The organism is Streptomyces sp. R44 (assembly GCF_041053105.1).
Taxonomy (GTDB): Bacteria; Actinomycetota; Actinomycetes; order Streptomycetales; family Streptomycetaceae; genus Streptomyces.
On the sequence record NZ_CP163444.1, the window covers coordinates 559,753 to 577,467 of the forward strand.

At 72.0% G+C, this 17,715-nt stretch carries 19 protein-coding genes; 9 read left to right on the forward strand and 10 right to left on the reverse strand.

What is annotated here, in order from left to right:
• Positions 1-3 precede the first annotated feature (3 nt).
• On the reverse strand, positions 4-927 hold the full coding sequence (locus AB5J54_RS02835) for a zinc-binding alcohol dehydrogenase family protein (RefSeq protein ID WP_369142252.1): 924 nt from the start codon (positions 925-927) through the stop codon (positions 4-6).
• Positions 928-1,036: 109 nt separating this feature from the next.
• Here AB5J54_RS02835 and AB5J54_RS02840 point away from each other — a divergent pair, with 109 nt between their 5' ends.
• Complete coding sequence (locus AB5J54_RS02840) at positions 1,037-1,480, forward strand: MarR family winged helix-turn-helix transcriptional regulator (protein WP_369142253.1); 444 nt, start codon at positions 1,037-1,039, stop codon at positions 1,478-1,480.
• Positions 1,481-1,575: 95 nt separating this feature from the next.
• The gene (locus AB5J54_RS02845) at positions 1,576-2,091 is read left to right on the forward strand and encodes a GNAT family N-acetyltransferase (protein ID WP_369149200.1); all 516 of its coding nucleotides are present in this window, start codon (positions 1,576-1,578) and stop codon (positions 2,089-2,091) included.
• Positions 2,092-2,112: 21 nt separating this feature from the next.
• Here the strand turns inward: AB5J54_RS02845 and AB5J54_RS02850 are convergent, their stop codons facing one another.
• The 3 genes from AB5J54_RS02850 to AB5J54_RS02860 form a co-directional block, all read right to left on the reverse strand.
• A complete protein-coding gene (locus AB5J54_RS02850) occupies positions 2,113-2,652 on the reverse strand; it encodes a GNAT family N-acetyltransferase (protein WP_369142254.1) in 540 nt (179 codons plus the stop codon).
• A gap of 27 nt (positions 2,653-2,679) precedes the next feature.
• Entirely contained in the window at positions 2,680-3,267 is a 588-nt protein-coding gene (locus AB5J54_RS02855) for a histidine phosphatase family protein (RefSeq protein ID WP_369142255.1), read from the reverse strand.
• Between the two features lie 102 nt (positions 3,268-3,369).
• On the reverse strand, positions 3,370-3,942 hold the full coding sequence (locus tag AB5J54_RS02860; protein ID WP_369142256.1) for a TetR/AcrR family transcriptional regulator: 573 nt from the start codon (positions 3,940-3,942) through the stop codon (positions 3,370-3,372).
• A 91-nt stretch (positions 3,943-4,033) separates the two neighbouring features.
• Between AB5J54_RS02860 and AB5J54_RS02865 the strand changes: the two genes are divergently transcribed.
• On the forward strand, positions 4,034-4,429 hold the full coding sequence (locus AB5J54_RS02865) for a nuclear transport factor 2 family protein (protein WP_369142257.1): 396 nt from the start codon (positions 4,034-4,036) through the stop codon (positions 4,427-4,429).
• A gap of 56 nt (positions 4,430-4,485) precedes the next feature.
• On the forward strand, positions 4,486-5,496 hold the full coding sequence (locus AB5J54_RS02870) for an NAD(P)-dependent alcohol dehydrogenase (protein WP_369142258.1): 1,011 nt from the start codon (positions 4,486-4,488) through the stop codon (positions 5,494-5,496).
• A 4-nt stretch (positions 5,497-5,500) separates the two neighbouring features.
• Here the strand turns inward: AB5J54_RS02870 and AB5J54_RS02875 are convergent, their stop codons facing one another.
• Positions 5,501-6,292, reverse strand: a complete 792-nt coding sequence (locus AB5J54_RS02875) for a DUF4239 domain-containing protein (protein ID WP_369142259.1) — start codon at positions 6,290-6,292, stop codon at positions 5,501-5,503.
• A 523-nt stretch (positions 6,293-6,815) separates the two neighbouring features.
• Between AB5J54_RS02875 and AB5J54_RS02880 the strand changes: the two genes are divergently transcribed.
• Positions 6,816-7,445 (forward strand): S8 family serine peptidase, encoded by a 630-nt coding sequence (locus tag AB5J54_RS02880; protein WP_369142260.1) that lies wholly within the window; start codon positions 6,816-6,818, stop codon positions 7,443-7,445.
• An 81-nt stretch (positions 7,446-7,526) separates the two neighbouring features.
• On the opposite strand, the gene AB5J54_RS02885 is transcribed toward AB5J54_RS02880, so the two are convergent.
• The 4 genes from AB5J54_RS02885 to AB5J54_RS02900 form a co-directional block, all read right to left on the reverse strand.
• On the reverse strand, positions 7,527-8,429 hold the full coding sequence (locus AB5J54_RS02885; RefSeq protein WP_369142261.1) for a hypothetical protein: 903 nt from the start codon (positions 8,427-8,429) through the stop codon (positions 7,527-7,529).
• Between the two features lie 104 nt (positions 8,430-8,533).
• Positions 8,534-10,042, reverse strand: coding sequence for a right-handed parallel beta-helix repeat-containing protein (locus AB5J54_RS02890; protein ID WP_369142262.1), 1,509 nt, complete (start codon positions 10,040-10,042; stop codon positions 8,534-8,536).
• A gap of 267 nt (positions 10,043-10,309) precedes the next feature.
• The gene (locus tag AB5J54_RS02895; protein WP_369142263.1) at positions 10,310-10,717 is read right to left on the reverse strand and encodes a hypothetical protein; all 408 of its coding nucleotides are present in this window, start codon (positions 10,715-10,717) and stop codon (positions 10,310-10,312) included.
• A gap of 171 nt (positions 10,718-10,888) precedes the next feature.
• Positions 10,889-12,286: an APC family permease gene (locus AB5J54_RS02900; RefSeq protein ID WP_369142264.1), complete on the reverse strand. Its 1,398-nt coding sequence runs from the start codon at positions 12,284-12,286 to the stop codon at positions 10,889-10,891.
• 385 nt (positions 12,287-12,671) lie between these two features.
• Here AB5J54_RS02900 and AB5J54_RS02905 point away from each other — a divergent pair, with 385 nt between their 5' ends.
• The 4 genes from AB5J54_RS02905 (at position 12,672) to AB5J54_RS02920 (ending at position 16,391) form a co-directional block, all read left to right on the forward strand.
• On the forward strand, positions 12,672-13,106 hold the full coding sequence (locus tag AB5J54_RS02905) for an ester cyclase (RefSeq protein WP_369142265.1): 435 nt from the start codon (positions 12,672-12,674) through the stop codon (positions 13,104-13,106).
• A 70-nt stretch (positions 13,107-13,176) separates the two neighbouring features.
• The gene (locus AB5J54_RS02910) at positions 13,177-13,659 is read left to right on the forward strand and encodes a MarR family winged helix-turn-helix transcriptional regulator (RefSeq protein WP_369142266.1); all 483 of its coding nucleotides are present in this window, start codon (positions 13,177-13,179) and stop codon (positions 13,657-13,659) included.
• Entirely contained in the window at positions 13,656-14,102 is a 447-nt protein-coding gene (locus AB5J54_RS02915; protein WP_369142267.1) for a MarR family transcriptional regulator, read from the forward strand. Before AB5J54_RS02910 ends, AB5J54_RS02915 begins: the two co-directional genes overlap by 4 nt.
• A gap of 306 nt (positions 14,103-14,408) precedes the next feature.
• Positions 14,409-16,391, forward strand: coding sequence for an ABC transporter ATP-binding protein (locus AB5J54_RS02920; RefSeq protein WP_369142268.1), 1,983 nt, complete (start codon positions 14,409-14,411; stop codon positions 16,389-16,391).
• A 4-nt stretch (positions 16,392-16,395) separates the two neighbouring features.
• Here AB5J54_RS02920 and AB5J54_RS02925 read toward each other — a convergent pair whose 3' ends face one another.
• On the reverse strand, positions 16,396-17,655 hold the full coding sequence (locus AB5J54_RS02925; RefSeq protein WP_369142269.1) for a serine hydrolase domain-containing protein: 1,260 nt from the start codon (positions 17,653-17,655) through the stop codon (positions 16,396-16,398).
• Positions 17,656-17,715: the final 60 nt, after the last annotated feature.

A 17,715-nucleotide genomic window follows, 5' to 3' on the forward strand; every position in this document is an offset into this window, starting at 1 on the left:
GCCTCAGGGGACGAGGACGACCTTGCCGAGGTTCCGCCGGGACTCGACGAGTTCATGGGCGCGCGCCGCTTCGGCGAGCGGGATCTCGGCGGCGACACGGGGGCGCAGCACCCGGTCGCGGTGGAGCTGCCACAGCTCCTCGCGCCAGCGCGCGTACACCTCCGGCTCGCCCCGGGCGATGGCCGCCATCTGGAAGCCGATCACCGACGCGCCCCGGACCAGCAGCTCGTACGCGTCGATCGTGCCGCCGCCCGAGCTGAAGGCGACCAGCCGGCCACCGGGGGCGAGCGCGCGCACGGCGGGTCCGAGGAGTTCGCCGCCGACCCCGTCGATGACGATGTCGACCGGATCGCCCCAGGACTCGTCCTCGTACACCACGACCTCGTCGGCGCCGAGGGAACGCACGAACTCCGCCTTGTCCGCGCTGCTGACGGCCGCGACGACGCGGGAGGCGCCGCCCGCCCTGGCGTACTGGAGGGCGAGCGTGCCGACCGCGCTGGCCGCGGCGGTGACCATGACGGCGTCGCCGGGGCGGGGGCGGCCGGCCTCGTAGGCACCGCGCGCCACGAGGCCGCTGCGGACCAGGGCCACGGCGTCGACGGCGGTCGCCGCGTCGGGGATGCGGGAGGCCATCGCCTCGTGGACGAGGGCCAGTTCGGCGTAGGCGTGGGAGAAGCAGAGGCCGGTGACGCGGTCGCCCACGGAGAAGCCGGTGACGCCTTCGCCGACGGCGGCGACGGTGCCCGCCACCTCGCCGCCGAGCGGCCCGGGTTCGGTCCCCTCGCGCACCTTCCGTACGGCGGGCAGGGTGACCCCGACCGCTTCGGACCGGACGAGGAGCTCACCCGGGCCGGGCTCCGGCACCGGGGCCTCCTCGACGAAGAGGACCTCGGGGCCGCCGGTCACTTCATGGCGGACACGACGCATGGACACCTCCAGGTGCGGGACGAGTACAGAATCATTGGGGATCCCAACGAGTTCCACCGTAGAGGCATACCGTTGGGAAGTCCAATGAATTGGGGATAGCCTTCCGCTCATGACTCCTACGGAAGCCCCGCGCGCCCTGGCGCACATCCAGTCCCTGCCGAGCTGGCTGCTCGGCCGCGTGGCGGCGCGCGGCCGGGACCTGGTCGCCGAGGCGATCGCCGAGGAGGGCCTGAAGCTCCCGCAGCACGCCGTGCTCGCGGCGGTGTCCGAGTACGGCCCGGTCGCCCAGGCCGATCTGGTGCGCCGACTGGGCTTCGACGCGAAGGACGTGGTCCTCCTGCTCAACCACCTGGAGGAGGCCGGGCTCGCGCGGCGGCAGCCCGATCCGCGCGACCGGCGCAAGAACGCGGTGACGGTGACACCGGAGGGCGCGCGGGTCCTGGAACGGTGCGCGGAGCTGGCCGAGCGGGCCAACTCCGAGCTCTTCGCGCCGCTGGGCGCGGCGGAGGCCCGCCGCCTGATGGAGCTGCTGACCCGGTTGTACGAGGGATAGCGACGGCCCGCGCGAGGCCGTCGTCGGCGGAGAGAAATCCGTTGTCGTGGCGTCGCCGCGACCGCATGCTTCGGTGCGTGAACACCCCGCAGAACATCCCGCAGAGCGCCCCGCACGACTTCCCGCAGACGGCCGTCACCCTGCCTGTCAGGGTGCGTGATCTCCTGCCCCGGGATCTGCCGGCGTGCACCTGGTCGGGCTCGGCCACCCATCTGCGCCACGTGGAACAGGAACTGGCGCGCGCCGCGCTGGGCGAGGTGGACTACCTGGCCGTGTGCACGCCCGCGGATCTGCCGGTCGCGATCGGCGGCGTCGACTACCGGGTCTCCGCGGGAGCCGGAACCCTCTGGCAGCTCGCCGTGCTGCCGGCGCTCCAGTCCTGCGGCCTGGGAACACTGCTCGTCCGGGCAGCCGAACGACGGATCCGGGACCGCGGGCTGCGCACGGCCGAGCTCGCCGTGGAGGAGGACAATCCCCGGGCACGCGCCTTGTACGAGCGCCTCGGTTATGTCGCGTACGGCCGTGAGCCGGACGCCTGGGACGAGGGGGGGCCCGACGGCTCGGTCCGCCGCCACGAGACGATGTGCGTCCTCCTGCGCAAGTCCCTCTGAAGCCGCCGCGGCGGCCTTGGCTCAACAGCCGTGGCCAGGGGGCTCCTCGCGCAGGACCCGGATGTACCGGTCGAAGCGTGCTCCGGCGTTGCCGTGCGGCTGCCTGCCGGGACTGAATCCTGCGCGCCGCGCGACCGCGGCCGACGCGGGATTCTCGGGATCGACCTGGATCACCGCTTCCCGCGCGCCCTCGGCGGCCGCGTACCGGGATGCCAGGAAGACCGCGCGGGTGGCCAGGCCACGGCCCCTCCAGGACGGATAGAGGCCGTAGGCGACGTTCACCTGGCCGGGAGCCAAGCCCTCTCCTTCGAACCGCAGGTCGACCGTCCCCGCGAGCACCTCGTCGGCGCCCGCCCGGATGCCGAAGGCCCGGAGCGGCCCGGCCGTGTCCCACTGCTTCCGGCAGTACCGGACGTACGCCTCGACGCCCTCGCACGTACCGGGGCCTCCGTTGAGCCAGCGGACCAGCAGCTCGTCCTCCCCCGCGAGATGCGCCTCCACATCGTCCGGACACAGCGGCGACAACGTGATGATCCCGTCGGACAGCGCTGCTTCGGGCATTCCGCCCATGGGCAAGTCGGCCCTGCCCTACGGGACGTTCCAGGCCGCGACGACGGGGTGACCGTCCTCGGTGGCCAGGAAGCCGAGAGTGCCCGGATGCGGGTGGCCGAGCAGGTGGCTCGCGGACGCGTCGAGGCCGAGCCAGCGCACGGTGAGCACGCGCGCCAGGTGGCCGTGCGCGACCACCGCCACATCACCCTCCGCCAGCAGCGGACGGATGCGGTCCAGCACCGCGTCCGTGCGCGCGGCGACCTGGGCGAGCTCCTCGCCGGGGTGCTCGGCGTCGCCGGGAACGACGCCGTCGCGCCACAGGTCCCAGCCCGGCCTCGTGTCGCGAATCTGCTCGGCGGTCAGGCCCTCGTAGCCGCCGTAGTCCCACTCCAGCAGGTCGGGATCGGGCTTGGCGCCGGTGAGGCCTGCGAGTTCGGCCGTCCGCATGGCGCGGCTCAGCGGGCTGCTGAACACGGCGACCAGACGCCGACCGGCCAGTCTCGGAGCGAGAGCACGAGCCGCGGCCTCGCCCGATTCGGTCAGCGCCACGTCGGTCCGCCCGGCATGCCGGCCCGACAGGCTCCACTCGGTCTGACCGTGCCTGATCACCATCAGTTCACCCATGGCCGGGCACGCTATCCGATCTTGACGCGCTCCGAGACGGATTCCCCGTCTTCACCGTCGTCGCCGGTCCTCACCGCCCGACGCCGGGGCGCGGGGACCGCCCTACGCACGACCCGCGTCGATCAGGTACTCGGCGAGGTCGCGGGCCGCCGCCCCGGGTTCGCTGCCGGGGCGGGTCGCGCCGGCGGCGAGGAGGCCGTCGACGAGAAGGAGGAGCTGGTCGGCGGCGAAGCCGGGCCGGGGGTGCCCGAGGGCGGCGAACTCGTCCGTGAACAGGCCGTGGATGGTGTGCCGGTACGCCCTGGTGACCTCGTGACCGGGGTGGTCCGGGTCGGTGAGCGCGAGGTCGGCGGCGAGGTAGCGGCACCCGTGGAAGTCCGGGTCGGCCGCGATGCCGCCGAGCCGGTCGACGACCGCGAGGAGCCGGGCACGGGGGTCGTCCCCCGCGGCGTCCATCGTGGAGCGGTACCGCTCCACGTCCTCGGCGGTGCTGCGGCGCAGCACCTCGGCGATGAGGCCGTCCTTGCCGCCGAAGTGCTCGTACAGCGAGCGGCGGGCGACACCGGCCCCCTTGAGCAGGGCGTCCACGCCGATGCCGACACCCTGGGTGTACGTCAACTCCTGGGCGGCGAGCAGGAGTCGCTCGCGGGGGCCGGGCTTCACGGAAGTGCTCATGACTCGATTCTGCAGCACTTGACACGGTAGATCAACCGGTCTATCTATTGCCTCGTAGACCGAACGGTCTATCTCTCCCGAGGAGGCGTCCATGCCCGTACGCACCACCGCCGAAGTCATCGACCGTTTCAACCGCGCGTTCACCGACCGCGAGGCCGGCCTCCTGACCGACCTGATCGCCGACGACTGCGTCATGGAGAGCGTCCAGCCCGCGCCGCGCGGGGAGCGGGTCTCCGGCCGCGAGGCCTGTACGCAGTGGTGGACGGCCCTGGTCGACGACCTCGGCGCTCAGTTCACCCCGCAGGACGTCATCGTGGCGGGCGACCGCGCGACGATCGTGTGGACCTACCGCTTCGGCGACGGCGCCGACCAGTGGGTGCAGGGCGTCAACGTCATGCGGGTGACGGACGGCCGGATCGTCGAGGCGCTCGGCTTCAGCAAGACCGCGGGCGAGGTCCCTCTGGCCGCCGAGTCCGACGCCGAGTGACGCCCGAACCCGCACCCCCCACCGCCACCACCCACCTCGCACGAAGGGCACGAACGATGCGGAGCTACCACCTGTCGCACACCGGGGCCGGGCTGTCCGGTCTCTCCGTCCGCGAGCACGACGTCCCGGCGCCCGGCCCCGGTCAGGCCCTGGTGGCGGTACGTGCGACGTCCCTGAGCTTCCGTGAACTCATGGTGCTCGACGGGACCTACGTCCTGCCGGTCAAGCCGGACGTCGTCCCGGTCTCGGACGGGGCCGGCGAGGTCGTCGCGGTCGGCCCGGGAACCGACTCGGTACGCGTCGGGGACCGCGTGGCCGCCACGCTCTTCCCCTCCTGGCAGGACGGACCGTTCGCCGTCGAGCACGCCGCGCAGCGCGGCGGCTCGCTGGACGGCATGCTCACCGAGTTCGCCCTGGTCGACGCGGACGCGCTCGTGACCGTACCCGCGCACCTGACGTACACGGAGGCAGCCACCCTTCCCTGCGTGGCGGTCACCGCGTGGAACGCGCTGACCGGCGACGCGGCCGGGGTCCGCCCCGGCGACACCGTCGTCGTGCAGGGCTCCGGCGGGGTCTCCCTCTTCGCGCTCCAGTTCGCGAAGGCGCTCGGCGCCCGCGTGATCGCCACGACCAGCAGTTCCGCCAAGGCCGCGCGCCTGCGCGAACTCGGCGCCGACGAGGTCGTCGACTACACGGCCACCCCCGACTGGGCCGGCGAGGTCCGCGCCCTCACCGGCGGCCGCGGCGCCGACCGCGTCGTCGACGTCGCGGGGCTCCTCCACGAGTCCGTCCGCGCCGTCACCCTGGCGGGCACCATCGCGCTGGTCGGCTTCACCGGCAGGACCGCCGCGCCGCTCGACCCGCACGCCCTGTTCGCGTCCGGTGCCACCGTCCGCAGCGTGGCGGTGGGCAGCCGCGCCCAGTTCACCGCCATGAACGCCTTCATCGAGAAGCACGGGCTGCGGCCCGTCGTCGACCGCGCCTTCCCCTTCGACGAGGCCGTCGACGCCTACCGCCACTACGCCGGCGGAAGCTCCTTCGGCAAGGTCGTCATCGACCATTCCTGACCGCTCATTCGACCCAGTACCGGGCGAGCGCCCCCTCCCGGTACGGAGCGGGGCTCACGCTCAGATCGCCGGCGAACGGACGGTCGAGGACGAAGACGAGGAGCAGGCTGAAGCCGATGAGGGCGGCGACCGAGGCGACGAAGAGCAGCTGGATCCGCAGCTTGCGCATGCCGTAGAGGAAGGTCAGCGGTACGAGGACGATCGCGCCGCCGAAGGCCAGGACCTGGAGCAGGGGCGGCAGTTCCTGCTGGGCCATGGTCAGCCGGGCGCGGCGCTGGGCGGCGACGTCGTTGAGGTGGGAGACGGCCTCCTCGTAGAACACCTCTTCGCGCGGGGACTTCGGGTCGTACGTCTGCAGGACGTCGAAGGCGGCCCGGAGGTGCCCCTCGGTGGCCCCGTAGCTCGCCTTCCCGGCGCGCATGCGTGGCCACTGGTCCTCGACGACCGCGTGGACGTAGCCGCTGAGCGCGGTGTCGAGGTCGGCGCGGACGGCGGGCGGGAACGCGGCGGCGTCGCGGGCGATGAGCGCGGCGTCGGTGGCCTCGCTGGCGACGATGGTCTGCGTGCTGTCCAGCTGGGTCCAGAGGGTGACGATGACGAAGGCGAGGATGATCCCGTAGATCGCGCCGAACATCCCCAAGGTCACCCCGACCATGTCGTTGTGCTCCCCCCGGGCCAGCGACGGGTACCTGCGGCGGAGCAGCACGCTGCCGGCGACGGCCAGCACGACGGTCCCGCCGACGGTGACCACGGCCAGGGTGAAGGTGCTGAAGTGATTGAGGAGCCAGAGCGACATGTGCGGGGAGTCTAGGTGCGGCGCCAGGCCGTTCCCGGCCCACGGCGGCGATCGCCGTGAATGATCACTCGCCCGTGTCGGCGATGGAACACGATGTCGCCCTGCCGGGCCCGTGACCTTGTCGCCCGAGGGGCGGAACGGGCGGATGCGCGCCCCGGATGTCCTGCTTGGCGTGGTGCGCATGGCCGAAGACCCGCAGTGGCCTCCGCTTCGCGAACGGGACGACGGGAACCGGGCGTCCGGTTCCGCGGACCCGGCTGAACGTCTTCTGCGTGGTGACGGCCGGACCGCGACTCGCTCCCGACCACCACTGAGCGACGGGCCCCTGCGGTGGCGGACCCGCCCTCCGTCACGGAGGCTGGTCGGGGTCGGCGTGGCCGGTGGGCCGCGCCGTTCGTCCGACCGCATGACCGCGCACTCGGGGTTCGGGAGTCCTCACCATGCTGAACGCGCGTATCGGGCGCCGGACGGTGGACGAACGACGTGATGGCGGACTCCGCCCGCGAGACCGTCCTCGACCTTCGTGGCCTCCTCCGGTGACGACGGCGTCCACGACAATGGTGACGCCCCGAACGCGGCCACGTCCTCCGTCCGTACGGTCGACTGGCCCGGCAGCGACCCGAACGTGACCGCCGTCGGCGGCACCCTCGTCACCCTCGACGACCAGGGCGGACGTCTGCGGCCGGACGTGGTGTGGAACGACAACGGCGCCGCGTCGGGCGGCGGCGTCTCCGGCGTCTTCACCCGCCCCGCCTTCCAGCACGGCGTCGCACCCGTCACCGGCGCCGGCCGCGGCCTGCCCGACATCTCGCTCACCGCATCCGAGGACATGAGCACGGTGATCCGCTTCACCGACGACGTGCGGGCAGCCTGGGTCGGCATCGGCGGTACGAGCCTGGCCGCACCGCTCTTCGCCGGCTTCGTCGCCCTCGCGGACCAGCAGGCCGGCGGGCGCCTCGGCAACGTCAACACCAGGCTCTACGCCCTCGCCCGCACGCCCGAGGAGGCCAGGAAGGCCGGCATCGTCGACATCACCAGCGGCGTCAACGGCCAGGACGGCTACCGCGCCGCCCCCGGCTACGACCTGGCCAGCGGCCTCGGCACCGTCGACGCCTCGGCCCTCGTCCCGGCCCTCGCGGCGAGGACCGGCTGACGAGGCCGAGTCCTCCCCCGCCGCCGGAACGGCGACGCCCGTCGTCGGCCGCGGGGTCCGCCCCGGGGCCGACGACCTGCCTCAGAATCCGCCGCCGCAGCTGAACCCGCCGGTGAAGCCGCCCGTGCCTCCGGTGGCGGTGCCGCCCGACGGATTGCCCCGGCCGTATGAGGAACTCCGGGGCGGGGGCGGGGAGGTGACGGTGCGGTAGTCCTCGTGGAACAGGTCACGCCACCAGAGCCCGAAGTCGATGCCCGCCAGCTCGCGCTCCGTCTCGGCGAGCGCCGTCGCGTCCCACCGCACGTCGGGCAGACCGAGCTCCGTGAGCGCCCGGCGCAGGCCCCGCAGATCGACCTGGGGGCTCTCTCCCGGCACGGCCCCCGGGACGTCGTGTCGGAAGACGTACACGGCGCGTCCGCCTTCGTCGGTCACCTCCGACCAGCCCCAGACGGGCCGCGCGGCGAGCACCGACCGGCCGCGCCGGACCTCTTCCGCCCGCCGGGTCCGTTCGTACGCCTCCTCCGCGGCCCTCTCCTCCGCCTCCTGGACGGCCTGCCGGATCTCCCTGCCTACGGGTTCGTACGCCTCGGCGGCCTCCCGCATCACCCGCTCGTAACGCCTCCGGATCTCCTCCCAGTCGACGAGGGCGCGGCGTACGGCGAGGTGCCGCCACCACGGGAGGGAGGCGGCGCGCCGGTGCGCGGCGGACAGTTCGGCGGAGACCTCGTCCACGGCTGCCGCGTAGTCGATGACGGCCTGTACCCAGCGCTGGCATGCCTCCGGCGTGCACGTGACGAGGACTCCCGCGGGATGCGTCGGTCTCGGGGTCCACACGAAGAAGACGGCGGGCGCCCGTACTCCTTCGAGCAGCCGGTGGAAGACGTGTTCGTGGACACGGACCTCGTCGTTCCGCGGCTCGACCTCCTCCTGTCTGGGGTTCAGCTTGCCTTGGTTGGTGAGATCCGGCAGTTTCCGGCGACTCATCGGCTCCACCCCCGCGATCCGTCCCCTTGAGGCTTCCCCGGCCGCCCGGTGCCGAAGCCCGGGCGCCGGCCCCACCCGTCTCGGCGCCCGGTCGGAGGCAGGAGCTACAGGACCGGCCCGTTGTACGCGCCGCGGTGCGGCTTCGTGGTCGCGCTCACCGGGTTCGCCCAGTAGTCGCGGCCTCCGTTGCCGCTGATGACGGAGCCGTTGTTCAGGGCGGGGGACGTGGCGCGCAGCTTGTAGCCGTCGACGGAGTGGATGCTGTCACCGCCCGTGCCGGGGTTCACGAACTGCGGGTCGCCGACGATGCCGTTGGCGGTCGGCCGGGGCACGCCCTGGAAGACGTTCCACAGCCAGGAGATGCCGGCGCCCGTGGGCAGCCGGGAGTCGGTGGTCCCCACCCAGATGTTGTTCTCGACGACGCTCTCGTCGGGGAGCGTGATGCTGAACTTCTTGTCGGTGCAGTAGAGGACGTTGTTGTACATGTGCAGCGCCGAGCGTCCGGCACTGACGCTGCTCATGCGGCAGTCGTTCTCGGAGATGTTGTAGCGGATGAGCTGCTGAGCGCCGCCGATGGTGCCGCAGCCGTCGCAGTCGAGGAAGAAGCCGCCGATGTTGTCGCGGCTGAAGTTGTACTGGATGGTGCAGGTGCCGGTGTTGCCCCAGTCGCAGTCGAAGGCCTGGCTGTCGGCGACGGACATGCGCGTGATGCCGTACACGGCGTTCTTCTGGATGGTCGGGTTGTGGTCGCCGAGCACCCAGATGCCGGCGAAGTTGCCGCCGGAGAAGGGGTAGACGCCGTTGCCGACACCGGAGGCGTTGTTGTACTGGATCAGGGGCGCGTCGGCGTAGCTGGTGATGATGCCGTCGCCGCCGACGTCCTTGATCGTGTTGTTCTCGATGAGGACCCCGGTGCCCTTGACGGCCATGGCGCCGACGCGGATCTTGAGGCCGCCGCCGCCCGTGTTGCTGATCTGGTTGTCGTGGACGTGGACGTCGTCGAGGGTCGAGTTCGTGCCGCTCGCGCCGGTGACGATGCCGGCGGACTGGACGAAGTCCTCGGTGGTCGGGCTGTTCTTGTTCGTCTGGCCGGCCACCCGGTCGATGACGAGGTCGCCTATGTCGAACCCGCGGTGCGCCGTGCCGTCGGTGGCGGAGATCCGCAGTCCGGTGCGGCGGGCGAGTGTGGAGGCGGGGTTGGTGAGCTTGAGGCCGGTGATCCTCCAGTGGTCCTGGTTGGTCAGGGAGACGGCGTTCGGGGCGCCACCGCCGTCGATCACGGGCAGGGCGCCCGTGCCGTAGCCGGTGAGGACGATGGGGGCGGCGGCGGTGCCGCTGCCCTGCGGGGCGAGGGCGCCGGTGCAGGTGGTGCCGGCGGCGAAGGCGAGCGTGTCGCCGGGCCCGTACGTCTTCCCGTTGGCCTGTCCGACGCTGTTGAACGGCGCCCCCTGGCTGCCGTCCCCGGCGGTCGCCCGCGAGCAGTCCACGTAGGTGACGCTCCCCGCGGCCGCGGCGGGCGTGCCGGTGAGGGCGGTGGTTCCGCCGAACGCGAGGGCGGCGGCGACGAGTCCGCGGCCGAGCAACTGTCGTGCGGGCACAGCTCTGTTGGTCATGACGCAACAACCTTTCTGACGGTCGGGTGCGGCCAGAAGTTAGGTGCGTCCGGTGATCGAGTCAATGCGTTCTTGTCGATTGATCGAATTTCGATCAGGGGGTGGGCGATTGGTCGATCCCGTGGCCCTGGGTGTCGACGCGTCCCCGTCCGAGCCCGTCGACGGACGGACTGCTCGGCGCGGTCGACCGCGTGTCCCGCCGGTGCTCCGGGGCCCTGCGCCGAGTCGCAGTTCCCCGGCCCCGGTCGCGCCTCCGGGCCCCGCCCGTCAGAACCCGGCCGCCGCCGGCACCAGGCGGAGGCGGCAGGCATCCAGTGCGCTGTCGACATGAACGTCGAGGCGTGGGTCGGGGGCAAGTACGGAAAGACGGTGCATCGTCAGCATCGCGTCCCATGCCGCGGTCCCGGCCAGGGGTGACGGGCTCCAGGCGGCGTCTTCGAGATGGGTCCAGAGATGGCCCCCGAAGCCCAGATGAATCGTTCCTGCCCGGGATTCCTCCTCATCGAGGGCTCGACGGGCCGCCGCCAGGAAGGTCATGGCGTGCTCGGGCCCGAGCGCCGAGACGACGACCCGGAGGTGAGCGGCGATCAGGGACGTGACCTCGGCCCAGTCGGCCACGTCACCGAAACGCTCGCACAGACGTACGTTCAACAGGTGTTCCATGTCAGTGGTCATGCATGCACAGATACGTTTCCGCCCCCCATGGCGGCCGTCACGACACGCGGGAGCCGGGGTCCACCCCCCGTACGGAGTGATCGTCCGACATGCCGGCGCCGGCCGGGCGTACGCCCGAGGGCCGGGGCGCAGGAAGCGCCCCGGCCCTCGGGTCGGACGGTGCCGGCAGGATCAGACCTGCTCGTCCTCCGGAATGCTGACCAGCCAGCGGGTGTCCTTGCGCGGCCGCAGGTACAGCGCCCAGTAGAGGGTGGCCACCGCCGTGATGCCGCCGGTCCACAGCAGGTACTCGACGTCCTGCATGTAGAGGACGTACGCGAGGACGGCGATGAGGACCACCGGGATGGCCGGCCACAGCGGCATGCGCCACGCGGGGACCTCGCGGTGCGCGCCCCGGCGGCTGAACAGGGCGGCCACGGCGACGAGCAGGTACATGCCGGTCACGGAGACGCCGGTGACGCCGTAGAGGGTGTCGAGGTTGACGAAGCACAGGCCCGCGCCCGGGACGCCGACGAGCAGGGTGGCCACCCACGGGGAGCCGAAGCGGCCGAGGCGGGACAGGGCGTTGTTGACGGGCTCCGGCCAGGCCTTGTCACGGGCGGAGGCGAACAGCACACGGGAGTTCTGGATGACCATCACGATGCCGGCGTTGATGATCGCGAGGGCGACGCAGAGGCTGATGAAGGTGCCGACGGCCGAGTTGGACCAGGCCACGATCATGCCGCTGATGTCACCGCCGGTGAGGGTCTCCAGGTCGCCGGCGCCGAGGGTGATGGCGACGACGGGCACCAGGATGACGGCGGTCGAGATGGCGAGGGTGGCGAGCACGGTGCGGGCCACGGACTTGCGCGGGTTCTCCAGCTCCTCGGAGAGGTAGACGGCCGTGGAGAAGCCCTGGGTGATGAAGAGGGCGATGGCGAGGCCGGAGACGACCATGGCGCCGGTGACGAGCGAGTGCGTGCCGCCCTCGGCGGCGACCTGGCCGTGGACGAGGGAGCCGAGGCCCCGCTCCGAGTGGGAGAAGCCGAGGACCGCGACGATGCCCGCGGCGATCACCTCGAGGACGAGGAAGATGCCGGTGATCCAGGCGTTGGCGCGCAGGTCGAGGAGGCCCGCGAGGGTCGCGAGGAGCATGACGCCGGCGCCGGCGATCGGGGCGGGGATGTGCACCAGGGGCGCGAGGTAGTCGGCGGTCCCCATGGCGATCACCGGTGGCACGATCATCACCACCAGCAGGGACAGGACGAACACCAGCCAGCCGGCGAGACGGCCCGAGAGGGTGGAGACGATGGCGTACTCGCCACCCGCGCTGGGGATCAGGGTGCCCAGCTCGGAGTAACAGAACGCCACGCCGATACAGAGCAGCGAGCCGATGGCGATGGTGAGGGCGGCGTACGTGCCGACGCCGTCGAACAGGTCGGGTACGACCACGAAGAGGGTGGAGGCGGGCGTCACGCACGACAGCGTGAGCAAGGTGCCGCCCACGACACCGATGGAACGCTTGAGCTTCTGCGGCACGGGGCCGGTCTGGGGGGCCAACGCGTGCGGTGCGCTGAGGGTGTCGGTCATCAGGCGGTTCCGATCGATGCGAGCGGTGGTTCTGAGCGGGAGCGGTATCGCCTCCGAGGCGGCTGGTGATCAAGTGGTTCCGGGGCTCCCGGGCTGAATGGAAGCGTGAGCAGAACCGCAGGTCAATGGCCTCTTCACTGCGGAATCCGTTGCTGCGACACGCCCGAGCGGGGTCACGGGGCGCCAAGAACGCGTCAAGACGGCGGAATCGCTCCGTGCGGGAACCGCAGGTCACCGGCCAGGACTTTTCCCGCGCTTTACCGCCGCTCCACATTCCGGACCGCCCAGCGACCCCGGCGACACACGGACGCGCCGTGTCACATTCCCGGCCGCCGTGTCGTCCCAGGGGCGAAACGACCTGCCCTGACCGAGAAGGAGGCTCCGCATGCCGGCAGCCGAGGCAATGAGCAACATCGCGGTGATCCAACGCTTCCACACGGCCACGAACAGCGGCGACCCGGCCCTCGTCGCGCAGGCCGTCAACGAGCTCACCGCACCGGACCTGGTGTTCCACGCGCCGGTGGCGCTGGGCGCGACCGGTCCGGAGGCCCTGAAGCGGGTCTGGGAGGTGCTGCTGCGCGCGTTCCCCGACCTCCACGTCACCGTGGAGGAGACGATCGCGGAGGGCGACAAGGTGGTCTCGCGGAACACCGTGACCGGGACGCACCTGGGCGAGTACCGGGGCATGCCGCCCACCGGGAAGTCCGTCGGCTACGGCGAGATCTTCGTCTTCCGCTTCGCGGACGGACGGATCGCCGAGATCCGGGGCGTCGTGGACGTCCTCACCCAGCTGCGACAGCTCGGCGCCCTCCCGTCCTGACCGAGGCCAGGAGCGCGGGTGGCGCCGAAAATAGTAGCCATGGACATAGTAGCCATGTACTGTATCTCTCATGAGTTCAGCGAACGAGAGGGCCACAGCAGGCTTCCTGGTCTGGCGCCTGTCCATGAAGTGGCGGGTGGCCGTCGACCGGGCGGTCGCACCGCTGGGCCTGACCCATGCGCAGTACGCCTTGATGGGGTCCCTGTACGGCATGGCGCGCTCCGGCCTCGAACCGAGCCAGCGGCAGCTCGCCGACCACACCGGGCTCGAAGCGCTGTACGTCTCCAAGCTCGCCCGCGCGCTGGAGGCGGCCGGACTCGTCGCCCGCACCCGGGACCCGAACGACCCGCGCGCCATGCGGCTCTCGCTCACCGAGCAGGGGCGCGACGTCACACACCGTGCCATCACGGTGGTCCAGGGCCTCCTGGACCGGATGCTGGAACCGCTCGGGGGGCAGAACAGCCCGCGCGCCGAGCAGTTCACCCGCGACCTGGCGACCCTGCTCGACACACCGCTCGATCCGCACACCGAGAACGACGAGGAGCAGTCATGACCACCACCGCACCCACGACCAACGGCCGGGTCATCGCCCTGGCGCACTACTCCGCACGCGCCCTCCTGGAGGGCGTCCTGACCCGCCACGGCGCCACGTTCGAGCAGAGCGTGACGCTCCGGGCCGTCGCCGTCGCGGGCGACTCCATCGGCCGGGACGAGCTCGTCACCGACGTCATCGGCTCACTGAAGGCCGAGGAGTCGGTCGTGCGCGGAGTGATCGACGACATGACGGCCACGAAGCTGCTGGAGCAGGACCCGGCGGCCGACTCCCGGCTACGGCTCACGGACGCCGGACGGGAGCTGTACCAGTCCACCACCGCCGAGACCGCCGAGATCTCCGCCCGGCTGTACGCCGGCATCCCGGCCGAGGACCTCGCGGTCGCGGGCCGCGTACTGACCCTCCTCACGCAGCGCGCGAACGCCGAGCTGGCGGGGTCCTGAGTCGCCGCCGGGGCCGCGGCAGCGCCGGGGAGGCGCTGTCGCGGCGTTTCGGCCACGCCCCGGCGAGGCGACGACCCACCTCCCGCAAGGGTCGATGCATCCCGCACGAACGCGCATTCGCTCTGTCCCGGGGTTCGGGCACCGTCCGAAACACATGTGTTCGACCCGGCCGACCTTGTCGTTGAGCTCTCCGACAGCAAAGACCCCGGCCCCGGAGAACGCCATGTGCCCCTTTCCCGACCGTCCTCACCTCCCCCTTCCCTCAGAACACCGCCGTGCGCGCGGCCGGGATGCGAGGTGGGCGGCATGACGACCACCACCGACGACGCATCGTCCACGGCCCCCACCGAGACCGTCTCGGCCTCCGAGCGGCTCCTGTTCGGCGGCGAGCTCGCCTACGACCAGGGCTGGAGCCAGCACCGCGGCACCTGGGTGAAGCTCGGCATGTGGCGCATGGCCGTGACCTTCCCCCGCCAGGTCGGGATCGCCGTACGCCTCGCCCGGCAGGCCGACCGGCGCGCCCTGTACACGGTGGCGGTCAGCGAGATCGGCCGCGGCGTCGCGCAGGCGTTCTCCCTCGTGGCGGTGAACGCTCTGCTGACCGAGCTCCTCGCGTCGGGAATCCTCGTCGACCGGCTGAGGGCCGCCCTCCCCTCACTGGTGTTCGTCTCCGTGATGGCGGTCGTCTCCTCCCTCCTCAAGTCGGCGTCGACCGCCTCCACGGGCATCCTGGAACCCAAGGTCCAACGGGTCGCCACCGAGCGGTACCTCGGCCTCGTCGCCCGGGTCGAGATGGACGCGATCGAGGACGACGCCTTCCACAAACTGATGGACTCGGCGCAGTGGGGCGCCGACGGGGCCCGGCGCATGGTCGGCTACTGCACGGCCGTCGTCGCCTCGGCGATCTCCCTGATCGCCGCCGCGAGCGTGCTGACGGTCCTGCACCCGGCGCTCCTTCCGCTCCTGGTGGCGATGGCACTGCCGAGCGCATGGGGATCCCTGACGATGGCCCGGGCCCGGTACGAGAGCTGGCACCGGTTCGTCCAGCACGCGCGCGCCGCGCAGCTGCTCAGCCGGCTCCTGATCGACCAGCAGGCGGCCGGCGAGGTCCGGGTCCACGACGTGGGGCCGTTCCTCCTCGAACACTTCCGGGGCATGGCGGAGACGAGCGAGCGGGAACAGACCCGGCTCGCGTGGATCGGGGCCCGCACGGGACTGCTCGCCGACGGCGCCCGCGGTGTGGCCACGGTCGCCGCGTACGCGGTACTCGGCCTCCTCCTCTGGAACGGGCAGATGGCGCTCGCCGTCGGCGGCACGGCGGTGCTCGCGATCCGGGCCGGGTCGGCGAGCATCACCGACCTGGTGCTGCGCGTCGCCGACCTCCAGGAGGAGTCCCTCTTCGTCGCCGACCTGGAACGGCTCTGTACCGAGGCCGAGCGGCGGGCGATCCCGGAGGCGGGCCTGGACCTGCCCGAGGACTTCGACGCGATCCGTTTCGAGAAGGTCACCTTCTCCTACCAGGGGGCCGAGGAGCCGTCGCTGCGGGAGGTGGACCTGGTCATCCCCCGCGGCAGGACCGTGGCCCTCGTCGGGGCGAACGGGTCCGGCAAGACCACGGTGTCCAAGCTGCTGTGCGGTCTGCACATGCCCGCGACCGGCCGGGTGATGTGGGGCGAGGTCGACGCGGCGGAAGCCTGCCGGGCCCGGCTCTTCTCCCGCGTCGCGATGGTCGCCCAGAACTTCCATCGATGGCCGTTCACCGCCCGGGTCAACATCGGGATCGGCCGGCCCGGCGGCGCGATCGACGACCGCGACGTCGAGGCCGCGGCCGCCTACGCGGGCGCCGACGACGTCGTGGCGAAGCTCCCCCGCGGCCTGGACACGCTCCTCGCCCGCGGCTATCAGGGCGGTCAGGAGATCTCCGGCGGACAGTGGCAGAAGATGGGGCTCGCCCGCGCGCGGTACCGGAACGGACAGGTCCTGGTCGTCGACGAGCCGACCAGCGCCCTGGACCCGGTCGCCGAGCAGCGGGTGTTCGACCAGCTCCACCGGCTCGCCGGTACGGGCCAGACCACCGTCCTGATCACCCACCGGCTCCACAGCGTCCGCCACGCCGACCTGATCTACGTCCTGGAGCGGGGCCGGGTCGTCGAGCACGGCACGTTCGAAGAGCTCATGGACCCGGCCGGCGGCACCGGAGCCTTCCGGGAGGCGTACAACCTGCAGGCCCGCCAGTTCCTGGCGCCCACCGTCCCCGAACAGACCGGGCCGGAGACAGCTCCCCGATGACGCGCTAGCGACCCTGCCCCTGCACACGCGGGGGCGCGGTCACGTCGGTCACGTCGGTCACGTCGGTCACACCAGCGAACGCGGCGCCGGCCACGGCCTGTATGTAGTCGCCGTACTGGCGCCCCGTCCCGGTGCCGTTGGGGTTGAAGGAGTAGACGAGGCGGCGTTGGAGGTCACGGGTGGCGAACATCCCGTTCTCCCAGCCGGGGCGGGACCCCGTCTTGCCCCAGACGGTGACGCCGTTGTTCAGGGTGATCCGCATCATCCCTCCGGGGCCGAAGCACGCGGTGCCGGCCTTGAGGCAGTTCTTGTTCGCCGGGGCGTTGGGCACCTCGGGGACCGAGAACGCCACCTTCTGCTCGGCCGGCGGGAGCAGCCGGCCCCGGAAGAGGGCCGTCATGAAGCGGTCCAGGTCGGCGGCCGTGGATATCATCCCGCCCTCCGCCCACGGGTAGGGGTTCTGCTCGGTGACATCGTCGCCGTCGACGTACACACGGGTGTGCGGGCTGGGGAGGCTGATGTCGTCGGCAGCGGGCAGGCTGGTGTCCCGCAGCTGAAGGGGGCGGAGGATGCGCCGGTCGAGCTCGTGCCCGAAGGTGTGTCCGGTGGCCTTCTCCACGAGCAGGCCGACGATCACGGTGTTGATCCCGTTGTACTGCTGGACCGTGCCGGGGGCGGGCCGGTGTGCGTTCCACTCGTGGTCCCACGCGGCGAGCGCGAAGGTGTCCCGGACTCCGTCCGAGGGCGTCACGCCCTTCAGCCACCACCCCGGGTCGCCGCCGGGGCTCGGCGGCGGGCCGGGGGTGGGGGCGGGCTTCGGAAGCCCGCTGGTGTGGTCGAGCAACTGCCGCACCGTGACCGTGCCGTAGTCCGCCGGAATCAGCTCCGGGAGGTGGAGCCGCACCGGGTCGTCGAGACCGATCCGGTGCTCGGCGACCAGCTGCAGGGCCACCGTGTGGGTGAAGACCTTCGTGACACTGCCGATGCGGAAGTGGTCGTCCGCGGTGACGGGACCGGCGGTCCCCGTCCACAGCGGCCCGCGGCCCGGTCCGTCGACTCTGACGAGTACACCGGCCTGGTGACCCGGCAGGGGCGTGACCAGTCTCCGCACGGGCTCGGGGTCGAAGGCGGACGCGGTGCCCGCCGTGCGCGGTTCCCCCGGAGCGAGGGCCGTCGCGGCGGGGACGCCGGCTCCGATCGTGAGGACCGAGGCGGCGAGGCCGGCCACGGCGAGGCGGCGGAGAGTGGTCGGACGGGCGCGCACGGGCTGCTCCGTTCTGCTGAGGCGGTGGGGCTCACTGCGCCCCCCTGACACCATCAACTC